The 23,377-nt window shown below is 65.4% G+C and carries 20 protein-coding genes; 11 read left to right on the top strand and 9 right to left on the bottom strand.

Annotated elements, in window-relative coordinates; genetic code table 11:
• Nucleotide 1 precedes the first annotated feature (1 nt).
• The 3 genes from GRB80_RS09550 to GRB80_RS09540 are packed head-to-tail and all read right to left on the bottom strand — an operon-like array spanning nucleotide 2 to nucleotide 4,105.
• Nucleotides 2-1,681 carry an ABC transporter permease gene (locus GRB80_RS09550; RefSeq protein WP_202597196.1) on the bottom strand — a complete coding sequence of 560 codons (1,680 nt, stop codon included), beginning with the start codon at nucleotides 1,679-1,681 and terminating at the stop codon, nucleotides 2-4.
• A gap of 37 nt (nucleotides 1,682-1,718) precedes the next feature.
• A complete protein-coding gene (locus GRB80_RS09545) occupies nucleotides 1,719-2,999 on the bottom strand; it encodes an ABC transporter substrate-binding protein (protein WP_161423419.1) in 1,281 nt (426 codons plus the stop codon).
• Between the two features lie 2 nt (nucleotides 3,000-3,001).
• Complete coding sequence (locus GRB80_RS09540) at nucleotides 3,002-4,105, bottom strand: phosphotransferase family protein (protein ID WP_161423418.1); 1,104 nt, start codon at nucleotides 4,103-4,105, stop codon at nucleotides 3,002-3,004.
• Nucleotides 4,106-4,322: 217 nt separating this feature from the next.
• On the opposite strand from GRB80_RS09540, the gene GRB80_RS09535 reads away from it, so the two are divergent.
• Nucleotides 4,323-5,048 (top strand): hypothetical protein, encoded by a 726-nt coding sequence (locus tag GRB80_RS09535; protein WP_161423417.1) that lies wholly within the window; start codon nucleotides 4,323-4,325, stop codon nucleotides 5,046-5,048.
• A gap of 90 nt (nucleotides 5,049-5,138) precedes the next feature.
• Here the strand turns inward: GRB80_RS09535 and GRB80_RS09530 are convergent, their stop codons facing one another.
• Nucleotides 5,139-7,172 (bottom strand): sensor domain-containing diguanylate cyclase, encoded by a 2,034-nt coding sequence (locus GRB80_RS09530; RefSeq protein WP_161423416.1) that lies wholly within the window; start codon nucleotides 7,170-7,172, stop codon nucleotides 5,139-5,141.
• Between the two features lie 246 nt (nucleotides 7,173-7,418).
• On the opposite strand from GRB80_RS09530, the gene GRB80_RS09525 reads away from it, so the two are divergent.
• The 7 genes from GRB80_RS09525 (at nucleotide 7,419) to GRB80_RS09495 (ending at nucleotide 15,665) form a co-directional block, all read left to right on the top strand.
• Nucleotides 7,419-8,897, top strand: coding sequence for an NfeD family protein (locus tag GRB80_RS09525; RefSeq protein WP_161423415.1), 1,479 nt, complete (start codon nucleotides 7,419-7,421; stop codon nucleotides 8,895-8,897).
• A 58-nt stretch (nucleotides 8,898-8,955) separates the two neighbouring features.
• Complete coding sequence (locus GRB80_RS09520) at nucleotides 8,956-9,762, top strand: slipin family protein (RefSeq protein WP_161423414.1); 807 nt, start codon at nucleotides 8,956-8,958, stop codon at nucleotides 9,760-9,762.
• Nucleotides 9,763-9,870: 108 nt separating this feature from the next.
• Nucleotides 9,871-10,749 (top strand): DMT family transporter, encoded by an 879-nt coding sequence (locus GRB80_RS09515; RefSeq protein WP_161424299.1) that lies wholly within the window; start codon nucleotides 9,871-9,873, stop codon nucleotides 10,747-10,749.
• Nucleotides 10,750-11,012: 263 nt separating this feature from the next.
• A complete protein-coding gene (locus GRB80_RS09510; RefSeq protein WP_132043002.1) occupies nucleotides 11,013-12,500 on the top strand; it encodes a SulP family inorganic anion transporter in 1,488 nt (495 codons plus the stop codon).
• A gap of 73 nt (nucleotides 12,501-12,573) precedes the next feature.
• Nucleotides 12,574-13,428, top strand: a complete 855-nt coding sequence (locus tag GRB80_RS09505) for a universal stress protein (RefSeq protein WP_161423413.1) — start codon at nucleotides 12,574-12,576, stop codon at nucleotides 13,426-13,428.
• A gap of 42 nt (nucleotides 13,429-13,470) precedes the next feature.
• Nucleotides 13,471-13,845 carry a RidA family protein gene (locus tag GRB80_RS09500; RefSeq protein ID WP_161423412.1) on the top strand — a complete coding sequence of 125 codons (375 nt, stop codon included), beginning with the start codon at nucleotides 13,471-13,473 and terminating at the stop codon, nucleotides 13,843-13,845.
• A gap of 221 nt (nucleotides 13,846-14,066) precedes the next feature.
• Nucleotides 14,067-15,665: a solute:sodium symporter family transporter gene (locus GRB80_RS09495; protein WP_161423411.1), complete on the top strand. Its 1,599-nt coding sequence runs from the start codon at nucleotides 14,067-14,069 to the stop codon at nucleotides 15,663-15,665.
• A 96-nt stretch (nucleotides 15,666-15,761) separates the two neighbouring features.
• Here the strand turns inward: GRB80_RS09495 and GRB80_RS09490 are convergent, their stop codons facing one another.
• A complete protein-coding gene (locus GRB80_RS09490) occupies nucleotides 15,762-16,622 on the bottom strand; it encodes a MurR/RpiR family transcriptional regulator (RefSeq protein WP_161423410.1) in 861 nt (286 codons plus the stop codon).
• Between the two features lie 227 nt (nucleotides 16,623-16,849).
• Between GRB80_RS09490 and zwf the strand changes: the two genes are divergently transcribed.
• Genes zwf through GRB80_RS09475 form a run of 3 tightly spaced genes read left to right on the top strand, consistent with a single transcriptional unit; the run spans nucleotide 16,850 to nucleotide 19,697 of the window.
• A complete protein-coding gene (gene zwf, locus GRB80_RS09485) occupies nucleotides 16,850-18,343 on the top strand; it encodes a glucose-6-phosphate dehydrogenase (protein WP_161423409.1) in 1,494 nt (497 codons plus the stop codon).
• A 2-nt stretch (nucleotides 18,344-18,345) separates the two neighbouring features.
• Entirely contained in the window at nucleotides 18,346-19,017 is a 672-nt protein-coding gene (gene pgl, locus GRB80_RS09480; RefSeq protein ID WP_161423408.1) for a 6-phosphogluconolactonase, read from the top strand.
• Nucleotides 19,018-19,034: 17 nt separating this feature from the next.
• A complete protein-coding gene (locus tag GRB80_RS09475; RefSeq protein WP_132043016.1) occupies nucleotides 19,035-19,697 on the top strand; it encodes a bifunctional 4-hydroxy-2-oxoglutarate aldolase/2-dehydro-3-deoxy-phosphogluconate aldolase in 663 nt (220 codons plus the stop codon).
• A gap of 329 nt (nucleotides 19,698-20,026) precedes the next feature.
• On the opposite strand, the gene GRB80_RS09470 is transcribed toward GRB80_RS09475, so the two are convergent.
• From GRB80_RS09470 to GRB80_RS09455, 4 genes are read right to left on the bottom strand one after another with little or no spacing between them, the layout of a single operon-like run.
• Complete coding sequence (locus GRB80_RS09470; protein WP_161423407.1) at nucleotides 20,027-20,911, bottom strand: SMP-30/gluconolactonase/LRE family protein; 885 nt, start codon at nucleotides 20,909-20,911, stop codon at nucleotides 20,027-20,029.
• On the bottom strand, nucleotides 20,908-21,519 hold the full coding sequence (locus GRB80_RS09465; protein WP_132043020.1) for a 2-dehydro-3-deoxy-6-phosphogalactonate aldolase: 612 nt from the start codon (nucleotides 21,517-21,519) through the stop codon (nucleotides 20,908-20,910). Before GRB80_RS09465 ends, GRB80_RS09470 begins: the two co-directional genes overlap by 4 nt.
• A gap of 24 nt (nucleotides 21,520-21,543) precedes the next feature.
• On the bottom strand, nucleotides 21,544-22,593 hold the full coding sequence (locus GRB80_RS09460) for a 2-dehydro-3-deoxygalactonokinase (protein ID WP_161423406.1): 1,050 nt from the start codon (nucleotides 22,591-22,593) through the stop codon (nucleotides 21,544-21,546).
• Complete coding sequence (locus GRB80_RS09455; RefSeq protein ID WP_161423405.1) at nucleotides 22,590-23,360, bottom strand: SDR family NAD(P)-dependent oxidoreductase; 771 nt, start codon at nucleotides 23,358-23,360, stop codon at nucleotides 22,590-22,592. Before GRB80_RS09455 ends, GRB80_RS09460 begins: the two co-directional genes overlap by 4 nt.
• Nucleotides 23,361-23,377 lie beyond the last annotated feature (17 nt).

Here is a 23,377-nt window from a genome sequence, read left to right as displayed (position 1 = left end):
TTCAAGGTGCTCCTTGCATGCCACGACGGTTTGACCACAGCAGCCGGGGCAGGCCCATGGCGATGATGAAACCCAGCAGCGGCAGTGCGGCCTGAACCAGTGCCCAGACGCCGATCACGCGACGGTTGCCGCCGCTGGCCAGGGATACCGCCTCGGTGGTGACGGTGGCAATGCGTCCGGCACCCAGCAGCAGGGTGGGCAGATACTGCCCGATGCTGACCGCCATGCCCACCGCGGCGGCGGTCAGCAGTGACGCCAGCAGCATGGGCAGTCTCACCCGCCAGAAGATGGCGTTGGGGGAGTGGCCCAGGGTCAGGGCGAGCCGCGTCCAGCGCGGATCGAAGCAGCGATAGCTCTCGGCCATCGACAGGAAGGTATATGGCAACACGAACAGCAGGTGCGCAAGGATCACCAGGGCCAGCCGGGCGCGGATTCCCAGGGTCTCCATCAGCACCACCAGGCCAAACAGGAAGGCGATCTGGGGCACGATCAGCGGCAGATAGAGCAGGCTCAGGCCGGCGATGCGCCGGCCGCTACGTTGTTCACTCTCCAGTGTCGCCAGGGTCAGCAGCATGGCGAGCAGGGTGGCGCTTGCCGCGATGATCAGGGTATTGGTCACGGGGCCGCCCAGCAAGGGAAGCGCGGTCTGCCAGTGCCCCAGGGTCAATGTGGTCGGCAGGGTCTCGGGAAAGCGCCAGAAGCCGGCGACGGAGTAGAGCGCCAGGCCACCTAGCCCCAGCCCGGCGGTGAGCGTGGTGATGACCAGAAAACCGCGGCCGGTGAGGCTTAGCCAGTGCTCGCCGCCGCGTCGCCGGCCGTTCACCACCCAGCCTCGGCCCAGTCGCCTTGCCAGGCACTCCAGCCCCCACCAGACAAGCAGAGCCGTAAGCGTGACCCCCAGTTGAAGCACGGCGCCGGCCGAGGCCAGGAAGCGTTTCTCCAGGTCGGGGTCGTGGAACCACTCGAGAATCGAGACGGCCAGTGTCGGTGGCAGGGTCGGCCCCAGGATCATCGCGACATCCACCACGGAGCTGGCGAAGGCGATCACCGCGTAGACCGGCAGGCGAATCAGCGGGTAGAGCGCCGGGGCGACTCCCTTTAGCCAGGCGATGGTGGGCCGATAGCCCAGTGAGCGGGCCAGGGCCACTCGTCTTGGGGCGTCGAGCTGGGGGAGAGCCGCCAGGCTCATCAGCATCAGGAAGGGGATCTCCTTGATGACCAGGCCGGCCATCAGGCCGAGGCCCCAGGGATCCTGAACGATCAGCAGGTCCGGCGGCCGCTCCCAGCCGGTCAGCCCCGGCGAGAACAGCCGCGCCAGCAGCCCCGAGGGAGCGACCAGGAACGCCAGGCCGAAGGCCGCCGCGGCATGGGGCAGCGCCAGCAGCGGTGACACCGCGCGGTGCAGCCAGCGGTCGAGCCGGGTGTCGGCGGCCGCGGCCAGGAACAGCAGCACCGCGGCCAGTGATAGGGCGGTGGTGATCAGGCCGCTGGCCAGGCTGATGCTCACCGAGCGTGCCAGCCCCGGCTGGTCCAGCAACTCGCGCCAGGGGGCCAGGCTGAACGTCTCGCCGCCCAGTGCGGGCAGATGGCCGAAGGCCGGTAGCAGCACCATCGCCACCCCGGCCAGGATGGGCCCGGCCAGCAAGGCGAGCACCACCGTTGGCATCAGGCGCAGCAGCATGGCGTCCGCTGCCTCCCGAATTCCTGTGTGGGTTGCCTCACTGTGCGACGTAACGCGCTTGCCACGCCTCCTGCAGGGCCGTCATCCAGCTGGGGTGGGGCTCGGGCAGGGTCCTCGACAGGGCCTCGGGGGGGAGCATGGCGGGACTGTCCGCATCGATGGTGAACCGTCGGCGGGTGGCGTCGTCCAGGTGGGCCACGTCGAGCACCGTGCGATCGCCCCAGACGGCGAGATCCTGCTTGTGGGCCTGGGCCTCGGGAGAAAGCAGGAAGTCGGCAAGCACCAGGGCACCCGCCTTGTTTGGCGAGTTGAAGGGAATCGCCACGAAGTGGACGTTCCCCAGGGTGCCGTCGTTGAGCACATAGCTGCGGGTGCTGGCGGGCAGTTCGAAGTCGGCGACCGCGGCGGCCGGTTCCGAGGGGTAGAAGGTAAACGCCAGGGAGAGTTCGCCGGCCCCCATCAGGCTGCGCAGTTCCGGCCCCGAGTTGGGGAACTGTCGCCCGCCCCGCCACAGATGCGGGTGCAGGGCATCCAGGTAGTCCCATAGCGGGGCGGTAATCGTGGCGAAGTCGCTCTCCTCCACCGGCGCATAGAGAGGCTGGCGATCGTCGGCCAGGGCGATCAGCGCCTGCTTGAGAAAGGTGCTGCCGGTGAAGTCGGGAATGCGTGGGTAGCTGAAGCGCCCGGGGTTGGCGCGGCTCCAGTCGAGCAGCGCCTCGATGCTGCCAGGGGGATTCTCCACCTCCTGGCTGTCTCCGCGGAGCTCGTCGCTATCCCCGCGAAGCTCATGGCTGTCATAGTAAAAGGTGATCTGCGCCTTGCCCCAGGGTGACTCGAAGCCCTCGGTGGGCAGGGTGAAGTCGGTGATCACCTCGGGGTTGTCTGTGGGGCGCGTCAGGGCGAAGTTGGGCAGCGCCTCGGTGAAGGGGCCATACAGCAGCTCGTGCTCGCGCATGGCGGCGAAATTCTCGCCGTTGAGCCAGATCAGATCGATGCTGCCATCGCCCAGATTGTTCGCCGCCTTCTCCGCGATGACCCGTGAGACTGCGGTGCTGGTGTCATCCAGCTTGACGTGCACGACCTCGACGCCGTGGTCCTCGGCCATCCGCTCGGCGACCCAGGCGATATAGCCATTGGTGCGTGTGTCGCCGCCCCAGGCGTTCCAGTAGACCGTCTGGCCACGAGCCTGCTCGCGCACGGCCTGCCAGTCATCGAGATTGGGGCTGGCCGCCAGCGGTGTGGCCGACGCCAGGCCGAGCAGGCCGAGAGAAACGCAGGTCAGCGCGGTGGTCAGGCGGGCGGGGCGATATTGGAGCATGGTCAGGCATCCTGTTCCAGAGCGTGCGAGAGGGCAGTGGACAGCGCGTCGAACTCGCGCCGGACATGGTCGATGACGGCGGGGGAGAGGTAGTGGTTGACCCTGTCGCGCACATGGGCGATCAGCGCGTCATCGCTGAGCTCGGCAGACCAGTCCTCGCCGCGGGCCCCGGCGTCTCGGGTGCGATCATGACTGGCACGCCATTTGGCGCACCAGGTCAGCGACCATAGCCACATGGCACGGCGGCAGGTGAGCAGGGTATCGAGCTCGCCGATGCCGGTACGGCTCATCCAGCGGTGGTGGAAATCGGCCAGTTCGCCGGTGCCGAGCACGGCATGGCTGTTGGGGTCCCAGGTGGTGGAGGTATAGAGGCTGGCGTGGGCCAGGTCGAAGCCGGGGAGCCCGTAGCGGCACTTCTCCAGGTCGACCAGCACGGCGCGACCCTCGGCATTGATCAGGAAGTTGCCCGGGTGCGCGTCGAAGCTGATCAGCCGGGGTCTCGACGCCTCGCCGCGTTCAAGTTCACTCGGCAGGGAGCCCAGCTCCTCTCGCACCATCGTCACCACCTCGGCAGACAGTCCAGCCTGGTCGAGGAACTCGGCCTGGGTCGTCACCTCGTCGCGCATGGCGGCCCAGGGATCGGCCGGTGCCAGCAGCGGGGCTCGTGCTTCGGCGGGCGGCAACGGCAGCCCATGCAGGGCGGCGAGTGCCTCGGCGATCGCCGGCAGGTCGTCGGGCAGTCGAGCCGGCCGCCCGTGTACGGCATCCACCAGCAGGCCGCCTCGAGGCAGCGTTGTCGATGGGGTGAGCACGCCCTGCAGGGATGGCGTGTGGCCGGAGGGGCCGGCGCGTTCGAAGCAGGCGGCCTGATAGTCCAGGTTGGCGCCTGCCGCAAGGCCCAGCTGGCTCTGCTTGGGGAGTCGTGCCACCCAGTCGTCGCCGTCACGAATGAGCCAGACGTGGTGATGGGCCAGCCCGGTATCGGCCATCGGTCGCAGCTCACGTATCGCCTCCCGATAGCCCTGCCTGACCAGCGCCTCGGCCAGGCATTCTCTCTGTGCGTCCCGTGTCTCGGTGGGTCTCGCTTCGCTCGTGGTCCCTGTCATGGGCCTCCTCGCTGGAATGATATCGATCTGTCAGGAGTGTCGTGGCGAAGCAGAGATCCTTACAGCCTTTAGCCGTAAGGTTCGCCGGGTCGGCTCCTACCAAGACGTATCGCCTAAGGGTGGCGGTCCCCATGGCGACGAACGTCATCGGGAGAGTATCAATATCCCTTGTCCCTGTGGGCAATGACCCTGTGGGCAACCATCGAGGAGAAGCACCATGTCACACGATAACGACAAGAGACACCGGCTGCTGGGTCGCCTGGATCGGCAGCTGGCCTGCACGGCCCCCGTGCTGGTGCTGGTGGCGGCGGGCGTCTCACTGCAGGCCACCATGGAGAATGAGAGCAGCGACTCTGGCCCGAGCACTCTCTCACTGTTCCTCTCCAGCGCCCATGCCGAGGCGCAGGGTGAGGCGGAAGGCGAGGCAGAGGGTGAAGCGGAAGCTGAAGGGGAGGCCGAAGGAGAGGCTGAAGGAGAGGCTGAAGGAGAAGGTGAGGCAGAGGGTGAAGGAGAAGGTGAGGCAGAGGGTGAAGCCGAAGCTGCTAAAGCCGATAGCAGGGAGGCCGTTAAACGTCCGGAAGGCTATACGCCAGTTTACAGCGAGGATGGCGCCAACGATGCCAGCCTGCTGGCCCAGGGTGAGGCGCTCTACTACGACGACTCCCTGAGCAGCAACGGCCTGGCCTGTGCCAGTTGTCATGGCAGCGATGGCGAGGATGTCGGTTATCAGGCTACCTTCGAGCAGCCCTTCCCCCATCGAGTGGCCATGGCCGATAGCCGGTTCGGCATGCCCGAGGTTCACGCCGACGAGATGGTGCAGGTCTGCATGGTCGCCCCCATGGAGGCCGAGCCGCTGGGTTGGGGGAGCGAAGCGTTGACCTCGCTTGCGGCCTATATGGTCGAGGTGCAGCGCCGCTTCGCCGGCGAGTCTCACGATCTGTGATCCCCTCCGCTGGCGGCTCTCTCCTGGCACCGGACAGCCGGCTGGATCTTGGGCGCAATCCCTGTTGCTGGGTCCGAGGTTCAGTACCGGCTAGCCGGTGCCAGACTGGGGCACCTCCTCGTCGGTAATGACGCGATTGCGACCGCTCTGCTTGGCGCGATAGCTGGCGGCATCGGCCCGGGCGAGCACGGCATCGATGTTTCTGTCGCCCGGTTGGAAGCAGGAAATGCCGATACTGGCGGTGACCTGCCAGCGATGCTCCTGGTGTTCGATCGAGAGAGAGGCGATTCGCTCCCGCAACACCTCGGCGAGGGTCAATGCCTGGTCGAGGCGGCAGCCCGTCAGCAGCACGGCGAATTCGTCGCCACCCTGGCGTGCCGCATGATCGCTGTTGCGTGCCACGCCTCGCATCGTTTCGGCGACGCGTTGCAGCATGCGGTCCCCCAGGGCGTGACCGCCCTGATCATTGATCGGCTTGAAGTGGTCGAGATCGAAGAGCAGTACCGCCGTTTGATCACCGGTCTTCTGCCAATCCACCAGTGCCTCTTCCAGCCGGCGTGTCAGACCGCGTCGGTTGAGGAGTCGGGTCAGCGGGTCGTGCTCCGCCTCCCAGCGGCGTAGCGCGTCATCGCGGCGATGCTGGGTAATATCGCGAACGACTCCGGCGACGCCGATAAACTCTCCCTCCACCTGTATCGTACTTGTGTGAATATCCAGCCAGCGCTGCCTGCCCTCGTGATCCACGAAACGGAACTGGCGCATGAAGTCCTGCTGTTCGGCAAGGCTCTGTCGCCAGGCCTCTCGCACCGGGTCGCGCTCCTCGGGATGGATGCGGTCGGCCCAGGTCTCAAGCGTCTGCGGCACGGAAGAGCCGAGGGTCTCGTGGAGTGCCTCATTGAGGAAGGTCAGCCGACCCTGAGGGTCGGTAACGAACATGCCCTGAGGAGAGGCCGCCAACGTGGCATTTAGCATGGCACTGCGACGGGTAAGGTCCTGCAAGCTAGCCATGCGGGCCTGCTCGGTCTCGTTGAGGGTATCGATAACCCGACGCAGCTCCGGCATTCGGGTGGGGATCTCGAGCCGGTGGCGCCGTCCGTCGCGAAGCTCAAGAGCCTGCCTGGCCAGCCGGGTCAGCGGGCGCAGTGCCAGCCAGATCAGGAGGCCGACCACCGGCAGCACCATCAATAGCGCCCACCAGGCCAGCTGCGTGATCCGACGCATGCCGGCAACCAAGGGCGCCTCGGCCTGAGCCTTGGGGAGATGCACGCCGACGATCCAGTCCGCCGGCCAGACCTGACGGTAAGCCACCAGCGCAGGCTCACCGCTGATGGTGGTCTCCTCGGCCTCCCCCTGCCAGCCATGGAGGGCCCGGTCGAGTGCCGGGGGGAGGGTGTCGGGCAACTCGACGATAGCCTGGCGTTGCTTGGGATGATAGAGGCGCTGGCCTGATGCGGTAGTGATGGTGACATGCCCGCGTTCGCCAAGGCGCAGGCTCTCGAAGCCCTTGAAGAGCCGACTCTGGTCGATATTGACTAACCCACCCAGGAAGCCGGTGTAGCGCCTCTCGGCATCATGCAGCGGCACCAGCATCATCACCATGGGCTGGTCGCTGATTCGGCTCACGAAGGGAGCGCTGACGTGGGGCTGCTGGAAGGCGTGCATGAAGCGCGCATAGTCCCGGTCGGGGAAGCGGGCCCCCACTATTCCATTGCGGGTGGGCCAGGCGTCCGTGATCCGACTCTCTAAGTCGAACAGTGCCAGGGCCTCGAAGTAGGGTACCAGGGCATGGACCTGGGGCGTGGCGAGGGCGCGATCGGTCGGCTCGGGGATATGCTGGGCGAGGCGTTCCAGGGCCTGCAGGCGCTCGCTGACCTGGTGGACGATGGAGTTGCGTATCAGCTCGGCCTCATAACGCAGATGCTGACGGTTGGTCTCATCCACCAGCAATTGACCCGCTTGCCAGCCGTATGTCAACAGTGTCACGCAGAGCACCGCCCACAGTGTACCTGCGCCGAGCAGCAGGCGACCGCGCAACGTGAGTAGCGGAGATGTCAGGGGGTGGCTCAGCCAGCCAAGGCGTCGAGTCCTGTAACCTCGTCCGCCGCCGTAAGGGGTAGTGGTCATGGACGAGTATGCTGCCAGCGGGCGGGGCTTGGCGCCAGTTATCGCGTTGGAATAGCTTGTCGAGTTCGGGGGCGTTGCTGCTGGAGGTGCCTGGGGAGCGGACTGACGGGGCAAGGCGATGGCGACGATCAGGGCTCGGGTGCTCGGCGCATGCAGTAGGGTGTCCTGCTATGCTTGATATCGGTAGATGTTGAATTATTTCGCTGTGGCACATCTCGAGGCATCAGCCCTCCGCAGGAGGTTTCCATGCAAGCGTGGCGAGTGTCGCCCTCTCGGCATCCGGCGATGATTTTCAGCCTCGCCTGCCTGGCCCTTGGGATGTTGCTGCTGTTCGGCCAGGCCGCCGTGAAGGCCCAGCAGGGCGAGCGCACTGCGATGGTGATGCGCCTGGAGGGTGCCATCGGGCCGGCCACCAGCGATTACTTTCGACGCGGCCTGGTGCGTGCCGCCGAGGCCGATGCCGAACTGGTCGTGGTGGAGATGGATACCCCCGGGGGGCTCGATGCCGCCATGCGCGACATGATCCGCGCCATGCTCACCTCCGAGGTGCCGGTGGCCTTCTACGTCACGCCGGCGGGGGCTCGGGCGGCCAGTGCCGGTACCTATCTGCTCTATGCCAGCCACGTCGCTGCCATGGCGCCGGCCACTCATCTGGGCTCGGCGACGCCGGTGCAGTTAGGCGGGGGCGGGCTACCGGGCCTGGGTGAGCCTGAACCCGAATCGAACGGCTCCGCCGACACCGCGGAACGCGACGGCGATGCGGCTGAGACCACGCCTGACGAGGGCGAGTCGATGCCAGGCGAGACCGCACAGGGGGCGCCGGACAAGCGTCGCGGCGAGACGGCGATGGAGCGCAAGGTGCTGGAGGATGCCGTCTCCTATATCCGCTCGCTGGCCGAGCGCCACGACCGCAACGCCGACTGGGCCGAGCAGGCGGTGCGCGAGGCGGTCAACCTTACCGCCCGGGAGGCGCTTGAGCAGAATGTCATCGACGTGGTGGCTCGAAACCTCGATGACCTGCTCGCCCAGCTCGACGGTCGCACGGTGGTGATGGATGACGGGGAGCGCACCCTTGCCACCGCGGACCTGGTCGTCGAACGCTTCGATCCCGACTGGCGCACCGAGCTTCTGACCGTGATCACCAATCCCAATGTTGCCTACTTCCTGATGATCATCGGGTTCTACGGCCTGATCTTCGAGCTCTCCAATCCTGGCAGCCTGGTGCCGGGTACCATCGGCATCATCTGTCTGCTGCTGGCGCTGTTCGCCTTCCAGGTGCTACCGGTCAACTACGCCGGATTGGCGCTGATCCTGGTGGGACTGGGGCTGATCGTGGGCGAGGCGCTGATGCCCAGCTTCGGCATTCTCGGCTTCGGCGGCATCGTCGCCTTCGTGATCGGATCGGTGATACTGATGGACGCGGACACTCTGAATATCTCGCTGCCGATGATCGGTGGCATCGCGCTGCTCGCGGCAGGCCTGATGCTATGGGTCGTGACCCGCTTCATCGGTCTGCGGCGTCGCTCGCCGCGCACCGGCCATGAGGAGCTGGTCGGCAGCGAGGCGCTGGTCCTCGAGGATTTCACCGACCAGGGCCACGTACGCCTGATGGGCGAGCGCTGGCGGGCGCGCAGTCCCACGCCGCTCGCCCGCGGGCAGTCGGTCCGCGTCACCGCGGTCGACGGCCTGACCCTGGAGGTCGAACCGTTGGCCTCATCGTCATGAGGATTATCGGGCACGGTCGATGATCCGCATCGTCCGGCCCAACCAAGGAGCCGACATCATGCTGCTTTCCTATCTCGTCCCGGTCGTCCTGCTGCTGATGCTGCTGGCGGCCTCGATTCGTATCCTGCCCGAGTACAGGCGCGGCGTGGTGTTCTTCCTCGGGCGTTTCCAGGCGGTCAAGGGGCCGGGTCTGATCATCATCATTCCGGGCATTCAGAAGATGCAGGTGGTCGATCTGCGGGTGGTCACCATGGATGTGCCCGAACAGGATGTGATCTCCCGGGACAACGTCACCGTGAAGGTCAACGCCGTGCTCTATTTCCGTGTGGTGGACCCCGAGAAGGCGATCATCCAGGTCGAGAACTACACCCTCGCCACCAGCCAGCTGGCCCAGACCACCCTGCGCTCGGTGCTCGGCAAGCATGACCTCGACGAGATGCTCTCCGAGCGCGACAAGCTCAACGATGATATTCAGGAGATCATCGACACCTCTGCCGAAAGCTGGGGCATCAAGGTGGCCAACGTGGAGATCAAGCATGTCGATCTCGACGAGAGCATGATCCGCGCCATTGCCCGCCAGGCCGAGGCCGAGCGGGAGCGTCGCGCCAAGGTGATCCACGCCGAGGGTGAGCTGCAGGCCTCACGCAAGCTGGTACAGGCCGCCAACGTCATGGCCGAGAACTCGGCGGCGCTCCAGCTGCGCTACCTGCAGACCATGAGCGACATGAGCAACAAGAACGCCTCGACCATCGTCTTCCCGCTGCCCATGGATATCATGGAGGCCTTCAAGCATATGCAGACGTCAGCGACGGCTCGGGAGGGCGCCTCCGATCAGGCATCCGACGGCAACGGTGAATCTGCCTGACCCACCCCGTGCCACGGCCGGCTGATCGTGGCATGCTGAGGCGACCGGATCGTCCATGAGGTTGCCTTGACACTCTCCCGTCTGAATCGCCGCCAGCAGGGTCTGTTGATGACCGGTGGCGGGGTGCTGCTGATTTCCCCCGATGCGCTGCTGATCAAGCTGATCGGCCTGCCCGACGCCGAGATTCTGGTGTGGCGGGGGCTGCTTACCGCCATCGGTTTTCTCGCCATTGTGCTCGCCCGCCACGGACGGGGAGCGGCGGCGGCCTATCGGCGATGTGGCTGGACCGGCATCGGCGTGGCACTGCTGTTCAGCCTCTCCACCTTCGGCTTCGTGTTGGGCAACCAGTACACCCGTGCCGGCAACGTGCTGATGATCCTGGCCGGGGCACCACTGATCGCCGCGCTGCTCTCTCGCGTCTTTCTCCATGAGCGCCTGCCACGGCGTACCTGGCTGGCTATCCTGGCCTGTCTGGTAGGTATTGCCCTGATCGCCCTGGACGACGCGGGTGTCGGCTCCTGGCGGGGTAACGCCTTTGCGCTGCTTGCCGCCACGGCGATGGCGGCCAACTTTACCCTCTGCCGGACGCGCCAGGATGTCGACATGAGCCCCATGCTGACCCTGGCGGGAGTGATCGTGGCGGCCACCGCGGTGCTCTACGGCGTCTCAGGCCCGGGCATCACGCTGCCCGCCGGCGCGACCCTGGCGTGGCTGCTGGTGCTCTGCCTGGGGCTGCTGCCGCTGGGCTTCACCCTGCTTCAGCGTGGCCCGCTCTACCTGCCCGCCGCCGAGGTGGGGCTGCTGATGTTGCTGGAGGTGGTAGTGGGCACGCTCTGGGTATGGTGGCTGCTTGGGGAGCGCCCATCGCCGGCGGCGTTTGCCGGTGGCTCCCTGGTACTCGGTAGCCTGCTGCTCAAGGGGCTGGTCGATCGACGGGTCGAGCGGCGCCAGCGTGCTCGGGGTGCAGTGCAACATGGGCTCTGCTAGAATCCGCGCCCTGTCTCACGCAAGCACTGGACCTTACACAAGTACTGGACCTTCGTCTGATGATGCCCCAGAGCAACCTGATGCGTCCGGCAGGGCTGGCTTCGCCGCCCTAGCTCACTCCCTTCCCCCTGCGTGATTCCCGGGCGCTCCGGTGTCCACCCGGCGTGCTCATCCCTGACGCTCGAATGAGGCAGGGAGGCATGCCCACGGCACGTCCCCCCGACGACTCATGACCTTCCAATCACTCCTGACTGGACCGCAGCATGTACGAAAAGATGAAACAGAGCTGGTTCTCCAACCTCAAGGGCGACACCCTGTCGGGAATCGTCGTTGCCCTGGCGCTGATCCCCGAGGCGATCGCCTTCTCGATCATCGCCGGGGTCGATCCCAAGGTGGGACTCTATGCGTCCTTCTCCATGGCGGTGATCATCGCCTTCGCCGGAGGGCGGCCTGGCATGATCTCGGCGGCCACCGGGGCGATGGCACTGCTGATGGTCACCCTAGTCAAGGAGCATGGCCTGCAGTACCTGCTGGCCGCCACCCTGCTCACCGGGGTCTTGCAGATCATCGCCGGCTATCTGCGCCTGGCCGATCTGATGCGCTTCGTGTCGCGCTCGGTGGTGACCGGTTTCGTCAATGCCTTGGCGATTCTGATCTTCATGGCCCAGTTGCCGGAACTGACGGGGGTGACATGGCATGTGTATGCCATGACCGCAATGGGACTGGCGATCATCTACGGCTTCCCCTATCTGCCGAAGATCGGCAAGTCGGTCCCCTCGCCACTGGTCTGCATCCTGGTGCTGACCGCGGTCTACCTGCTCACCGGCATGGAGATTCGCACCGTCGGCGACATGGGCGAGCTGCCCGATACCCTGCCGGTCTTCCTGTGGCCCGAGGTGCCGCTGAATCTCGAGACGCTGATGATCATCCTGCCGTACTCGATCATGCTCACCGTGGTGGGCCTGCTGGAGTCGATGATGACCGCCACCATCGTCGACGACCTGACCGATACGCCCAGCGACAAGAACCGTGAGTGCAAGGGGCAGGGCCTGGCCAATATCGGCACCGGCCTGATCGGTGGCATGGCGGGCTGCGCGATGATTGGTCAGTCGGTGATCAACATCAAGTCCGGGGGCCGCACACGCCTCTCGACACTGATCGCCGGCGTGGTGCTGCTGCTGATGGTGGTGTTCCTCGCCGACTGGGTATCGCAGATTCCCATGGCCGCCCTGGTCGCGGTGATGATCATGGTCTCCATCGGCACCTTCAGCTGGAGCTCCATCAAGGACCTCAAGAAGCATCCCATGAGCACCAACATGGTCATGCTGGCCACGGTGGGCGTGACGGTAGGCACCCATAACCTGGCGATTGGTGTCTTCGTCGGTGTGCTGCTCGCCGCCATGAACTTCGCCAACAAGGTGGGCAATATCCTCTATGTTGGCGCCGAGACCCCCGAGGAGGGTCATCGTGTCTACAGGGTGGTGGGTCAGGTGTTTTTCGCCTCCTCCGAGCGTTTCGGCAGTGCCTTCGACCTCAAGGAGACCGTGAAGAAGGTCACCATCGATTTGTCACGCGCGCATTTCTGGGACATTACCGCCGTCCAGGCCCTGGACCGCATCGTGATCAAGTTCCGCCGCGAGGGTACCGAGGTGGAGCTGGTCGGCCTCAACGAGGCGAGTGCCACCATCGTCGATCGTTATGCGGTGCATGACGACCCCGAGGCCGTCGAGAAGCTGATGGGCGGACATTGACCCGTCGGCAGGATGATGTAGAACGATGGTGTACTAACGTAATGGATACCAACGCCAGCTTCAGGACAAGACGATGACAGAACAGGTGATGGCCGCCATTGACGGCTCGAAGTTCTCCGAGGGAGTGTGCGACTACGCCGCCTGGGCCAGCCAGGCGCTGGGGGCTCCGCTGACCTTCCTGCATGTGAATGACAACCACCCCCAGACCGCCGAGACGGACCTGTCCGGCAACCTCGGCCTGGGCGCTCGGGAGCATCTGCTGGAGGAGCTGGCCCAGCTGGATGAGAAGCGCGCCAAGGTGGCCCAGGAACAGGGGCGGCTGATGCTCAAGGCGGCCAGGGAGCGTGCTGTCGAGCGCGGTGTCGATGATCCCGCCGTTCGCCAGCGCAACGGTACCCTGGTGGAGACCCTGGAGGAGCTTCAGGAGGAGATCCGTCTGCTGGTGGTGGGCAAGCGCGGTGAGACCGCCCACCAGGACAGCGGCCATCTGGGCTCCAACCTGGAGCGAGTAGTGCGCACCCTGCATCGGCCGATCCTGATGGTGCCGGATACCTTCCGTCGTCCCGAAAGGGTGCTGCTCGCCTTCGATGGCAGCAAGACCACCCGCAAGGGCGTCGAGATGCTGGCCCGAAGCCCGCTGTTCGACGGCGTCCCGGTGCACGTGGTGATCGTCGGCGCCGAGACCGGCGACAACCGCTCGCAGCTCGATTGGGCGCTCTCGACCCTGCGCGAGGCCGGTCACGAGGCCGAGGGCGCCATCCGTGCCGGCGAGGTGGAGGCGACCCTGCGCGCCTACAAGCAGGAGCAGGAGATCGACCTGCTGGTGATGGGGGCCTATGGCCACTCGCGCATTCGCCACCTGCTGGTGGGCAGCACCACCACCGCCATGCTGCGTAATGCCCGAGGGCCGGTGCTGCTGCTGCGCTGATCCCGTACAAGGGTTCTAACCGCCAACATGAGGAGAAAGACGATGACGATCAACCGCTACGACACCAAGGCACGCATGAGTCGTGCCGTCATCCACAACGGCATCGCCTACCTGTGCGGCCAGGTAGCTGGCCCCGAGGCACGCCATGGCGACATCACCGCACAGACCGAGAGCATGCTGGCCCGTGTGGATGCACTGCTCAAGGAAGTGGGCAGCGATCGCGAGAGCCTGCTGACGGCCACCATCTATCTCAAGGATGGTCATGACTTCGCTGCCATGAACGCGGTGTGGGACGCCTGGGTTCCCGCCGGTCATGCCCCGGCACGTACCTGCGTCTGTGCGCCGATGCCGGCCGATGAGCTCAAGGTCGAGATCACCGTTACCGCCGCCGTGGCCTCGATCGACTACAGCTACTGACGGGCCTGGCGCCCGGGTGTCGCCCCTGGCGGGGCGCGCTCCGGCGCGGAGTGTTAGCAGCTCTCAGCTTGGTAAGATTAACAAAGGTTTCGTCCTGTTTTTGACCAAAGTCGAATATTGACGAAGGGATATCCGGCTAGAATGGCGTGGCAATTCTTAATGTCAGACATTTCGGCCGACTGTGGTCGGGCCCCGACACCGACAGATAGAGAGGCTCCCCCATGCATGCCCTCACCCTGGCGTCCTTCCTGTTCTTCACGGGACTGGTCGCCTTCATCACCTGGCGCATCACGCGCCGTGACGACCACTCAAGCACCAAGGGTTACTTCCTTGCCGGCCGCACCCTGACCTTTCCGCTGATTGCGGGGTCGCTGCTGATGACCAACCTATCCACCGAGCAGATGGTGGGTCTCAATGGCGCTGCCTTCACCGATGGCCTGAGCGTGATGGCCTGGGAGGTGGTGGCCGTCATTGCACTGGTCGCATTGGCCCTGTTCTTTCTGCCTCGCTTCCTGAGAAGCGGTATCGCGACGCTGCCGCAGCTGCTCGAGATCCGCTTCGACCGTGGCACCCAGCTGATCACCAACATCATCTTCCTGATCGCCTATGCGGTGATCCTGCTGCCCATCATCCTCTATTCAGGGGCCATGGGACTGCAGGGCATGCTCGATCTGCAGGGGCTCACCGGCATTCAGTCGACCACCCTGCTGCTGTGGCTGACCGTCTGGATCGTGGGCATCATCGGCGCCGTCTATGCGCTGTTCGGTGGGCTGCGTACCGTTGCGGTTTCCGACACCATCAATGGCGTGGGGCTGCTCGTTGGTGGCTTCGTGATCGTCTATTTCGGCCTTCAGGCGGTCAGTGATGGCAGTGGCGTGCTGGAGGGCTGGAATACCCTCAAGGCAAGCAATCCGGAGAAGCTCAATTCCATCGGTAGCGCCGACCAGCAGGTGCCTTTCCTTACCCTGTTTACCGGGGTATTTCTGATCAATGTCTTCTACTGGACGACCAACCAGCAGATCATCCAGCGCACCTTTGCGGCCAAGAACCTCGCGGAGGGCCAGAAGGGCGTGTTGCTGACCGGCTTCTTCAAGCTTCTGGGGCCGCTCTATCTGGTGCTGCCGGGGATCATCGCCTATCACCTCTACGCCGATCAGGGGGTGCGCGCCGATGAGGCCTATGGCCAGCTGGTGTTCAATGTACTGCCGCCATACCTGACGGGCTTCTTCGCCGCGGTGATGGTGGGTGCCATCCTCTCGTCGTTCAACTCGGCACTCAACAGCACCACGACCATCTTCAGTCTGGGGATCTACAAGGGGGTGCTCAACAAGGAGGCCAGCGAGGAGCAGGTGGTCAAGTCGGGCAAGGTGTTCGGCTGGGTCATGGCGGTAGTGACCATGATCATCGCGCCGTTGCTGGCGGGGCAGGAGAGCCTGTTCGGCTATCTGCAGAAGATGAATGCCATCTACTTTATCCCCATCCTGGCGGTGGTGCTGGTAGGCCTACTTACCCGTCGGGTTCCGCCCATGGCAGCCAAGATTGCGCTGATCGGGGGCTGTCTGCTGATCGCCGCCGGCTACTTCGTGCCGCCCTTCAACAAGTTGCCCGTGATCATGCATGAGTTCCACTTCGTGACTCTGGTCTTTGTGCTGCTGGTGGCGATGATGCTGTTGATCGGCAAGCTGCGTCCACGTGACACCGCCTGGGTACATGAGGACGTGAAAGCAGTGGACCTGACACCCTGGAAGGGAGCCGTGCCCGTGGGGATCGTGCTAGTGGTGCTGGTGGTGGTGATCTACGCGGCCTTCGCCGGCGTATAAGACGCAAGCCAGCATCCTTCTGCTGATCCCCCTCTGCTGTCAGAGACAAGCGCCGCCCCGCCGAAGCTCGGTGGGGCGGCGTTGCGTCGATGGGGGTCAGTCGTCGCTACCGGGGTAGCGGGTATCCTGAAGGCTATCCTTGATTTTCTTTAGGTGGCCGAGGAAGTCTTCGCCGCGACGCAGGGTGACCCCGGTGGCCAGCACATCGATCAGTGCCAGCTGGATCATTCTCGAGGTCATGGGCATGTAGTAGTCGGTATCCTCGGGGGTCGCGACCTCCAGGGTCTCGCTGCACTCTCGGGCCAGGGGGGAGTTTGGCGCGGTGATGCCCAGCACCACGGCGCCGTTCTCGCGTGCCAGCCTGGCAATGTCGACAAGCTCGCGGGTGCGGCCGGTCCAGGAGATGACCACCACGACATCCCCGGTATGGCAGGTGGAGGCCACCATGCGCTGCATCAGCACGTCGATATAGGCAGTGACCGGCAGGTTGAAGCGGAAGAACTTGTGCTGAGCATCCTGGGCCACGGCACCCGAAGCGCCCAGGCCGAAGAAGTGAACCTGCTTGGCCTGTATCAGGAAATCGACCACGCGCTCGATGCGGGTGACGTCGGTCTGGCGACGCGCCGCATCCAGGGCGGCGATGGTGGCCCCGAAGATCTTCTGGGTGTAGTCGGCGGCGCTGTCGTCGGGCTCTACCGCCTGGCTGACATAGGGAGTGCCTCTGGCCAGGCTCTGGGCCAGCTTGATCTTGAAGTCTGGATAGCCCTTGGCGTCGAAACTGCGGCAAAAGCGATTGACGGTGGGTTCGCTGACGGACGCGGCCTGTGCGAGGGTAGCGATGCTCATGCCGGTAGCGGCCGCCGGGTCGGCGAGAATCACGTCGGCGACCTTGCGTTCGGAGCGGTTGAGTTCCTCGAGGCGCTGTCGGATGCGATCGATCAGGTCGTGACGGGCCATGGGGGGGCGAGCTCTCCGTGCTGGGGCGGCGCGCGGCCGCGAGTTGGCGCGATGGTGGAAAATGTGGTGATTTAACTACATGGTGGTGGCTATCCTAGCTCGCCCTTCCGGTGTTAGGCCACAAGAGGTGGCCTACGAGCTATTTGTTTTTGTAAGATTACTATTGGTGCTTGCTTTTTCTGCGCCGTGTGCGTATTTTTTTTGTAAGTTAACGAAAGGGGGTGGGGATGAGTCGACACAACCAAGTCGGGGAGGCGATCAGCACCGAAATTGATCTGGCGCTGTTCGGCGCACTCGGCGACCTGGCCCAACGCAAGCTGTTTCCGTCACTGTTTCATCTGGAGCGTGAAGGGCTGCTGGATCCCGCCACTCGTCTGCTGGGACTGGCCCGACAGGAGCATGACCGGGACAGCTTTCGAGCGCAGGTCCAAAAGACGCTGAAGACCCGCGTCAAGGCCGAGGAGCTTGATCGTGAGGCCCTGGAGCGTTTTCTGGCGCGTCTCGATTTCCTGCAGCTCGACTTTACCCACCCCGAGGGTTATGCCGCCATCCATGAATGGCGTCAGGGTGCCGAGCGGCCGATGGTGGTCTATCTCTCGGTGGCCGCCAGGATCTACGGCGATATCTGCCGGCACCTCGAGTCCACCGGCTGCCTCGATGACGAGTCACGCGTGGTGGTCGAGAAGCCGATCGGCTACGACCTGGCCTCTTCTGCCGAGATCAACGACGCCATCGGCGCCGTTTTTCCCGAATCCCGCATCTATCGTATCGACCACTACCTGGGCAAGGAGACGGTGCAGAACCTGATCGCGCTGCGTTTCGCCAACCCGCTGTTCGGCACCCAGTGGAATCAGAACCATATTTCGCATGTGGAGATCACCGTGGCCGAGCAGGTCGGTATCGAGGGGCGCTGGGGCTACTTCGATGATGCCGGCCAGCTGCGTGACATGGTCCAGAACCATCTGCTGCAGCTGGTCTGCCTGATCGCCATGGATCCTCCGGCGAACCTGGATGCCGACGCCATCCGCGATGAGAAGGTCAAGGTACTCAAGGCGCTCAAGCCCTTCACCGACGACATGCTGGGGCGTGACGTGGTGCGCGGCCAGTACATCGCCGGCACCATCGACGGCAGGAGCGTGCCCGGCTACCTGGAAGAGGAGGGCGCCAATACCGAGAGCCATACCGAGTCCTTCGTGGCCATGAAGACCGGCGTGGCCAACTGGCGCTGGGCCGGGGTGCCCTTCTATCTGCGCACCGGCAAGCGCATGCCCGAGAAGCTCTCGCAGATCGTGATCCACTTCCGCCAGCAACCTCACTATATCTTCGATCCGGATCAGCGCGATCTCGCCGCCAACAAGCTGGTGATCCGCCTGCAGCCCGAGGAGGGCATCGCCCTGGAGGTGCTGACCAAGGACAGCGGCCTGGACAAGGGCATGCGGCTGCGACGTGGCCCCCTGCACCTGGACTTCAACAGCGCCTTTCCCAAGACGCGGATTCCCGATGCGTATGAGCGACTGCTGCTCGAGGTGATGAAGGGGCAGCAGTATCTCTTCGTGCGTCGCGATGAGGTGGAGTACGCCTGGCGGTGGTGTGACAGCCTGAACGCTGCCTGGAAAGACCGGGACGAGCCGCCTCGCCGCTATCCAGCTGGCTCCTGGGGACCCGTCGCGTCCATCGCCATGATCACCCAGGATGGCCGCAGCTGGTATGAGGATTATTGAACATGACGAACGTTTCTCCACGTGAACAGCTTGCCCGGCAGCTGGCCGAGGCGGTGGCCGAGGCCCTGCGCGCCGATCTTGAGCACGATGACCACGCCCTGCTGGTGGTCTCCGGTGGCTCGACGCCGGTACCGTTTTTCACCGCGCTGGCCGCCTGCCGGCTACCCTGGGAGAGGGTCCAGGTCACCCTGGCCGACGAACGCTGGGTGGCCGAGACGGCCGACGACAGCAATGCACGCCTGGTGCGTGAGCATCTGCTGTGCGGCCCGGCGGCAGCGGCCACCTTCGTGCCCCTGACCAGTGACCACTCCACCCCCGAGCAGGGGGCCGAGGTCGTGGCCGAGCGCATCGAGGCCCTGGCCTGGCCGGCCAGCGTGGTGATTCTCGGCATGGGTGGCGACGGTCACACCGCCTCGCTATTTCCCGATAGCCGCGAGCTCGACCTGGCGCTGAGCACCGACGCCACCACGGTGGCCGTGCGGACGCCGAGTCAGCCCCAGCCGCGCATCACCCTGAGCGCCGAGCGGCTGCACCAGGCGCGCCGCCATTTTCTGCATATCACCGGTGGCGACAAGCGGGCCGTGCTGGCCCGAGCGCTGGCCGGCGACGACGTCCGTGAACTACCGATTCGCGCCTTTCTGGCCTGCCCGTTGGCGACCTACTGGGCCCCCTGAGTTTTGGAGATATTTTCATGATCCCCGACAAGCAGCTTCCCTCGACCCGGACTACCGAGCTTGACAGCATCTGCCTCAAGGCCGAGGTCATCCCGGTGCTGGCCATCGAGCGTATCGAGGATGCCGTGCCTCTGGCTCGCGCTCTCTTCGAAGGTGGCCTCGCCGTGCTGGAGGTCACCCTGCGCACCGACTGTGCTCTGGAGGCGATTCGACGCATCAAAGAGGCGTTGCCCCAGGCCAGCATTGGCGTGGGTACCGTGCTGACGCCGGCCCAGTACCGGCAGGCCGAGGAGGTGGGAGCCGACTTCATCGTTACCCCCGGCACCACCGAGGCGCTCTATCGCCATGGCGTGGGCAGCCCGGTGCCCATGCTGCCCGGAGTGGCCAGTGTCTCCGAGCTGATGACCGGCTGGCAGTTTGGCTACCGCCGCTTCAAGTTCTTCCCCGCCGAAGCCAGTGGTGGCGTCAAGGCGCTCAAGGCCTTCGCGGGTCCCTTGCCCGAGGCGCGGTTCTGCCCTACCGGCGGCATCAATCTGGACAACGCCGCAGACTACCTGGCGCTGCCGAACGTGATGTGTGTGGGGGGCTCCTGGCTGACGCCGAAATCACTGGTCGATGCCGAGGACTGGAACGGCATCCGCCAGCTGGCCCGGGAAGTGGCGGAGCGTTACCACCACTGATGGTTTCATGACCCTGTGCTCTCTCGACAGCCAGTCGCTGTCGCCTTTCACCCGGCCTTCCATGGCCGGGTTTTTTTAGGTTCAACGCAAACTGGCGTGAATTCGTTCGGCAGTGAGTATTGGAAGGTCGGGGTTCATTGTGGGAGGCCGGCTCTGCCGGGCGAAAGGAGGCCAAAGGCCTCCCCGGATGGGGCAAGAAAGTGCGACAAGACTAACAGGCGCCTGTCGGCGCCATCGCCCGGGGAACCCGGCCTCCCACAGGGTGGCGCCCTCCCCAGTGGGTTACAGGTTTCACGTCAGTCTGTGATGAATCTTTTTTTACCTCGGCCCTATGTCAGTCGCAGTACCGGCTCGGCCAGTCCGGTCACGCCGACATCGGCCACGAACAGGGCGCCCGCCAGTGGCTGAGCGGCGAGTGAGGCTTGGTCCAGGCCCTCCCGGGCGGTGGTGATATAGAGTCGCTCGAGGTTCTTTCCGGCGAAGACGGGGCAGGAAGGCTGGCTCACCGGGAGCTCGATCTTGGCGACGATATGACCGTCGTGGTCCAGTCTTACCACCTGGCCGGCGCCCCACAGGGCGAGCCAGAGGTAGCCCTCGGCGTCCACCACCGCGCCGTCGGGATGGCCCGAAGTGGCCGAGACGTCGGCCCAGTGGGTAGGCTTCCCCAGTGGCCAGCCTTCACGATCCAGGGCCCAGCGCATCACCACGCCGGTCACGGTGTCGGTAAACCAGGCAAACTCACCGTCGGGCGAGAAGCAGATGGCGTTGGGGATGGTCAAGCCGGTACGCAGACGCGTCAGCTCACCCCGATGCAGGCGGTAGAGGCTGCCGGCACCGGGCTCGGCGGCCTTGCCCATGCTGGAGAGCCACAGGCTGCCGTGGCGGTCGACACGGCCGTCGTTGCTGCGGGTAACGGGATTGTCGGCCTCGAAGTCGAGAAGTGTCTCGACTCTTCCGTTATGGGGGGCAAAACGGCTGAGGCGGTCCTCGCCCACCAGCAGAAGCTCGCCACTCGTCAGGGGGGCGGCCAGGGAGACCCGATGGTCGAGGCTATGCTGACCGGTGGCCCCGGTGGAGGGTGCCAGCCAGTGCAGTCGCCGAGCGAGAATGTCGCACCAGTAGAGGCGTCCCGTGGCGGCATGCCACTGGGGGCCTTCGCCCAGCGTGCAGCGGCTTGCCACGGCGAGCTCTGCGGTAAGGGCCGGCAGGCTCATGTCTCGTCTCCCGCGGCACGCCAGGCCGCCACCAGCGCCTGGGCCTGCTCGCCCACGACTGCCGGACTCTGGCCGGGGCGGTAGAGAGCGCTGCCCAGGCCGGCGCCATCGATGCCGGCGGAGCGCCAGGCGGCAAAGTTGTCCACGCCGATGCCACCCACCGCATAGAGCCGGGTGCCGGTGGGGAGCACGGCACGCATGGCCTGCATGCCCTCGAGACCCACCTGGATCGCCGGGAACAGCTTGAGGCCGCTGGCGCCTGCTTCCAGGGCGTCGAAGGCCTCGGAAGGGGTCACGATGCCCGGCCAGCTCTGCATGTCGAGACGACGGCTCTCCTCGATGACCGCCGGCCGGCAGTTGGGCGACACCACGAGTCGACCGCCGGCGGCGAAGACGTCGCGTACCTGGGAGGGCGTCAACACGGTGCCGGCGCCCACCAGGGCTCGATCGCCCAGGGTGTCGGCCAGGCGGCGGATGCTCTCCAGCGGGTCGGGGGAGTTGAGGGGCACCTCGAGGGTGGTGATGCCGGCGGCGAGCACCGCTTCACCCACCGCCACCGCCTCGTCGGGGGTGACGCCGCGCAGGATGCCGATCAGAGGCAGGGTCATGTGTCGATCTCCATCAACGGGGATTCAGGCGCCTGAGGCGCGGTTCATGGCGGCCTGGCTCAGGGTGCGATTGGCCAGGCTCAGGCCGGCGAGCACGGCGCTCTCGCCGTCCAGCGTGTGGCTGGTGTGGCCCAGGGTCGAAAGCGCCAGGGCGTAGCGCGCACAGAGCGTGTCACTGCCGATCAGGGTGATGTCCCGGGCCGCGGCCGACTCGAGCCTCAGCTCGTCTTGCAGTCCCGCGAGCTCCAGGCCGATGACGAGACCCGACAGACGCGCGGCGAGGCGAGCGCCACGGGCCTCGCCGACCGGCAGGCCGTCGTCCAACAGGTCGCGGGCACGCAGGCCGAAGAGCCTGGCGGTGAAGGCGGCGGGGGCCTCGTTGATCTCGCGCACAGCCGCAATGAAGCACTCGCGATTGCCCGGGTCGCTCGGGTCGTCGATACTGGCCGGGTGGTCGAGTGAGTGGCGCAGCACCGACTGGCGAGCCAGCAGGTCGTATAGTTCGCCGGTCATGCAGGTGGTGAAGCGGGTGACCGCTCCCTCCTCGAGCCATGCCCACTTGGCGTGGGTGCCGGGCAGGCAGGCGAGCCCCGTAACAGGAGAGAGGGCCTCCTCTCGCCCATCGCGACCGGTAGCGGCATGACAGAGGCCGGCCAGCTGCGTCTCCTCGCCGCGCATCACATCGAAGCCGTGCTGCTGGTCATCGGTGGCCTGGCAGAGACCCGGCAACAGGGTGACCTCCAGGCGTGAGTCCTCGAGCGAAGGCCTCACCGCGCCTCGAGACAGATCGTCCAGCCGGGTCGGCACCGGCAGGTAGGCGGCCTCGAGCCAACCCTGGCGAGCGCCTGCCATGCCGCATATCCGCACCGGCACACGGCCCGTGGGGGGCAGCCAGTCGCCGATCATCCGCTTGAGTTCCGGTTCATAGTCATGGGGTGTCAGCGAGAGCATGCCGCGCCGAGAGTCGGTGCGAGCCAGCACCCTGTTCCGGGCGTCCAGGGCCCAGGCGCGAAGATTGCTCGAGCCCCAGTCGACAGCGACCCAGGCCAGCGACTCGGCCACCGACTGGCTCATGCTCGACCCCCATCGATGATCAGCTCCTGGCCGGTCATCATCCGCGATGCCCGGGAGGCCAGGAACAGGCAGGGGGCGATCATGTCTTCCACCGGAATCGGCTCCTTGAGGCACTGCTGAGCCAGACACTCCTGAAGATCGGCCTCGTTGACCCAGAGCTCCTTCTGACGCTGGGTCATCACCCAGCCGGGTATCAGGCAGTTGACGCGGATGGCATCGGGGCCCAGCTCGCGGGCCAGTGCCCGGGTCAGGCCCAGAATGCCGGCCTTGGCGGTGACATAGGCCGGGTAGCCGGCAAGGCCCAGGTGCACGCTGTTGGAGGAGAGGTTGATGATCGCGCCGCCGCCCAGCTCGCGCATGTCGGCGGCGACGGCCTGGGCAGTGAAGAACTGCGGTCGCAGGTTGGTGGCAAGGGAGTCATCCCACTCCTCGGCGCTCCACTCATCGAGGCGATGGCGGGTGTCCCTGGCGGCATTGTTGACCAGTACGCCGATCGGGCCATGGGCATGACGCGCCTGGTCAATGGCCGCCTGGAGTGCCGTCACGTCACGGATGTCACAGACGATGGCGAGCGGTCGATTGGCGTACTTCGCCTCCATGGCATCGCAGAACGCTTCGGCACCGTCCAGGTCGACGAAGGCCACCCTGGCGCCCTGGGCCAGGAAACCCTCGGTCAGGGCCGCGCCGATGCCCGAGCCACCGCCGGTGATAAAGACGCTCTGGCCCTTCAGGTCGCCGAAGGCCAGGTCGTTGAAGCTGAAACTCATCGCTTTCTCCTCACTCT

The sequence above is a fragment of the Halomonas icarae genome (genome assembly GCF_009901955.1).
Lineage (GTDB): Bacteria > Pseudomonadota > Gammaproteobacteria > Pseudomonadales > Halomonadaceae > Halomonas > Halomonas icarae.
Note: the sequence above shows the minus strand (reverse complement) of the source record. Positions and strands in the feature narration are given on the sequence as shown.

Coding starts and splice junctions, on each gene's coding strand:
- GRB80_RS09455 (WP_161423405.1), bottom strand. CDS start 23,360: ATGAGTTTCAGCTTCAACGACCTGGCCTTCGGCGACCTGAAGGGCCAG.
- GRB80_RS09550 (WP_202597196.1), bottom strand. CDS start 1,681: ATGCTGCTGCGCCTGATGCCAACGGTGGTGCTCGCCTTGCTGGCCGGG.
- GRB80_RS09545 (WP_161423419.1), bottom strand. CDS start 2,999: ATGCTCCAATATCGCCCCGCCCGCCTGACCACCGCGCTGACCTGCGTT.
- pgl (WP_161423408.1), top strand. CDS start 18,346: ATGACGAACGTTTCTCCACGTGAACAGCTTGCCCGGCAGCTGGCCGAG.
- GRB80_RS09535 (WP_161423417.1), top strand. CDS start 4,323: ATGTCACACGATAACGACAAGAGACACCGGCTGCTGGGTCGCCTGGAT.
- GRB80_RS09525 (WP_161423415.1), top strand. CDS start 7,419: ATGCAAGCGTGGCGAGTGTCGCCCTCTCGGCATCCGGCGATGATTTTC.
- GRB80_RS09530 (WP_161423416.1), bottom strand. CDS start 7,172: ATGACCACTACCCCTTACGGCGGCGGACGAGGTTACAGGACTCGACGC.
- zwf (WP_161423409.1), top strand. CDS start 16,850: ATGAGTCGACACAACCAAGTCGGGGAGGCGATCAGCACCGAAATTGAT.
- GRB80_RS09475 (WP_132043016.1), top strand. CDS start 19,035: ATGATCCCCGACAAGCAGCTTCCCTCGACCCGGACTACCGAGCTTGAC.
- GRB80_RS09495 (WP_161423411.1), top strand. CDS start 14,067: ATGCATGCCCTCACCCTGGCGTCCTTCCTGTTCTTCACGGGACTGGTC.
- GRB80_RS09470 (WP_161423407.1), bottom strand. CDS start 20,911: ATGAGCCTGCCGGCCCTTACCGCAGAGCTCGCCGTGGCAAGCCGCTGC.
- GRB80_RS09460 (WP_161423406.1), bottom strand. CDS start 22,593: ATGAGCCAGTCGGTGGCCGAGTCGCTGGCCTGGGTCGCTGTCGACTGG.
- GRB80_RS09465 (WP_132043020.1), bottom strand. CDS start 21,519: ATGACCCTGCCTCTGATCGGCATCCTGCGCGGCGTCACCCCCGACGAG.
- GRB80_RS09515 (WP_161424299.1), top strand. CDS start 9,871: ATGACCGGTGGCGGGGTGCTGCTGATTTCCCCCGATGCGCTGCTGATC.
- GRB80_RS09520 (WP_161423414.1), top strand. CDS start 8,956: ATGCTGCTTTCCTATCTCGTCCCGGTCGTCCTGCTGCTGATGCTGCTG.
- GRB80_RS09490 (WP_161423410.1), bottom strand. CDS start 16,622: ATGGCCCGTCACGACCTGATCGATCGCATCCGACAGCGCCTCGAGGAA.
- GRB80_RS09540 (WP_161423418.1), bottom strand. CDS start 4,105: ATGACAGGGACCACGAGCGAAGCGAGACCCACCGAGACACGGGACGCA.
- GRB80_RS09500 (WP_161423412.1), top strand. CDS start 13,471: ATGACGATCAACCGCTACGACACCAAGGCACGCATGAGTCGTGCCGTC.
- GRB80_RS09505 (WP_161423413.1), top strand. CDS start 12,574: ATGACAGAACAGGTGATGGCCGCCATTGACGGCTCGAAGTTCTCCGAG.
- GRB80_RS09510 (WP_132043002.1), top strand. CDS start 11,013: ATGTACGAAAAGATGAAACAGAGCTGGTTCTCCAACCTCAAGGGCGAC.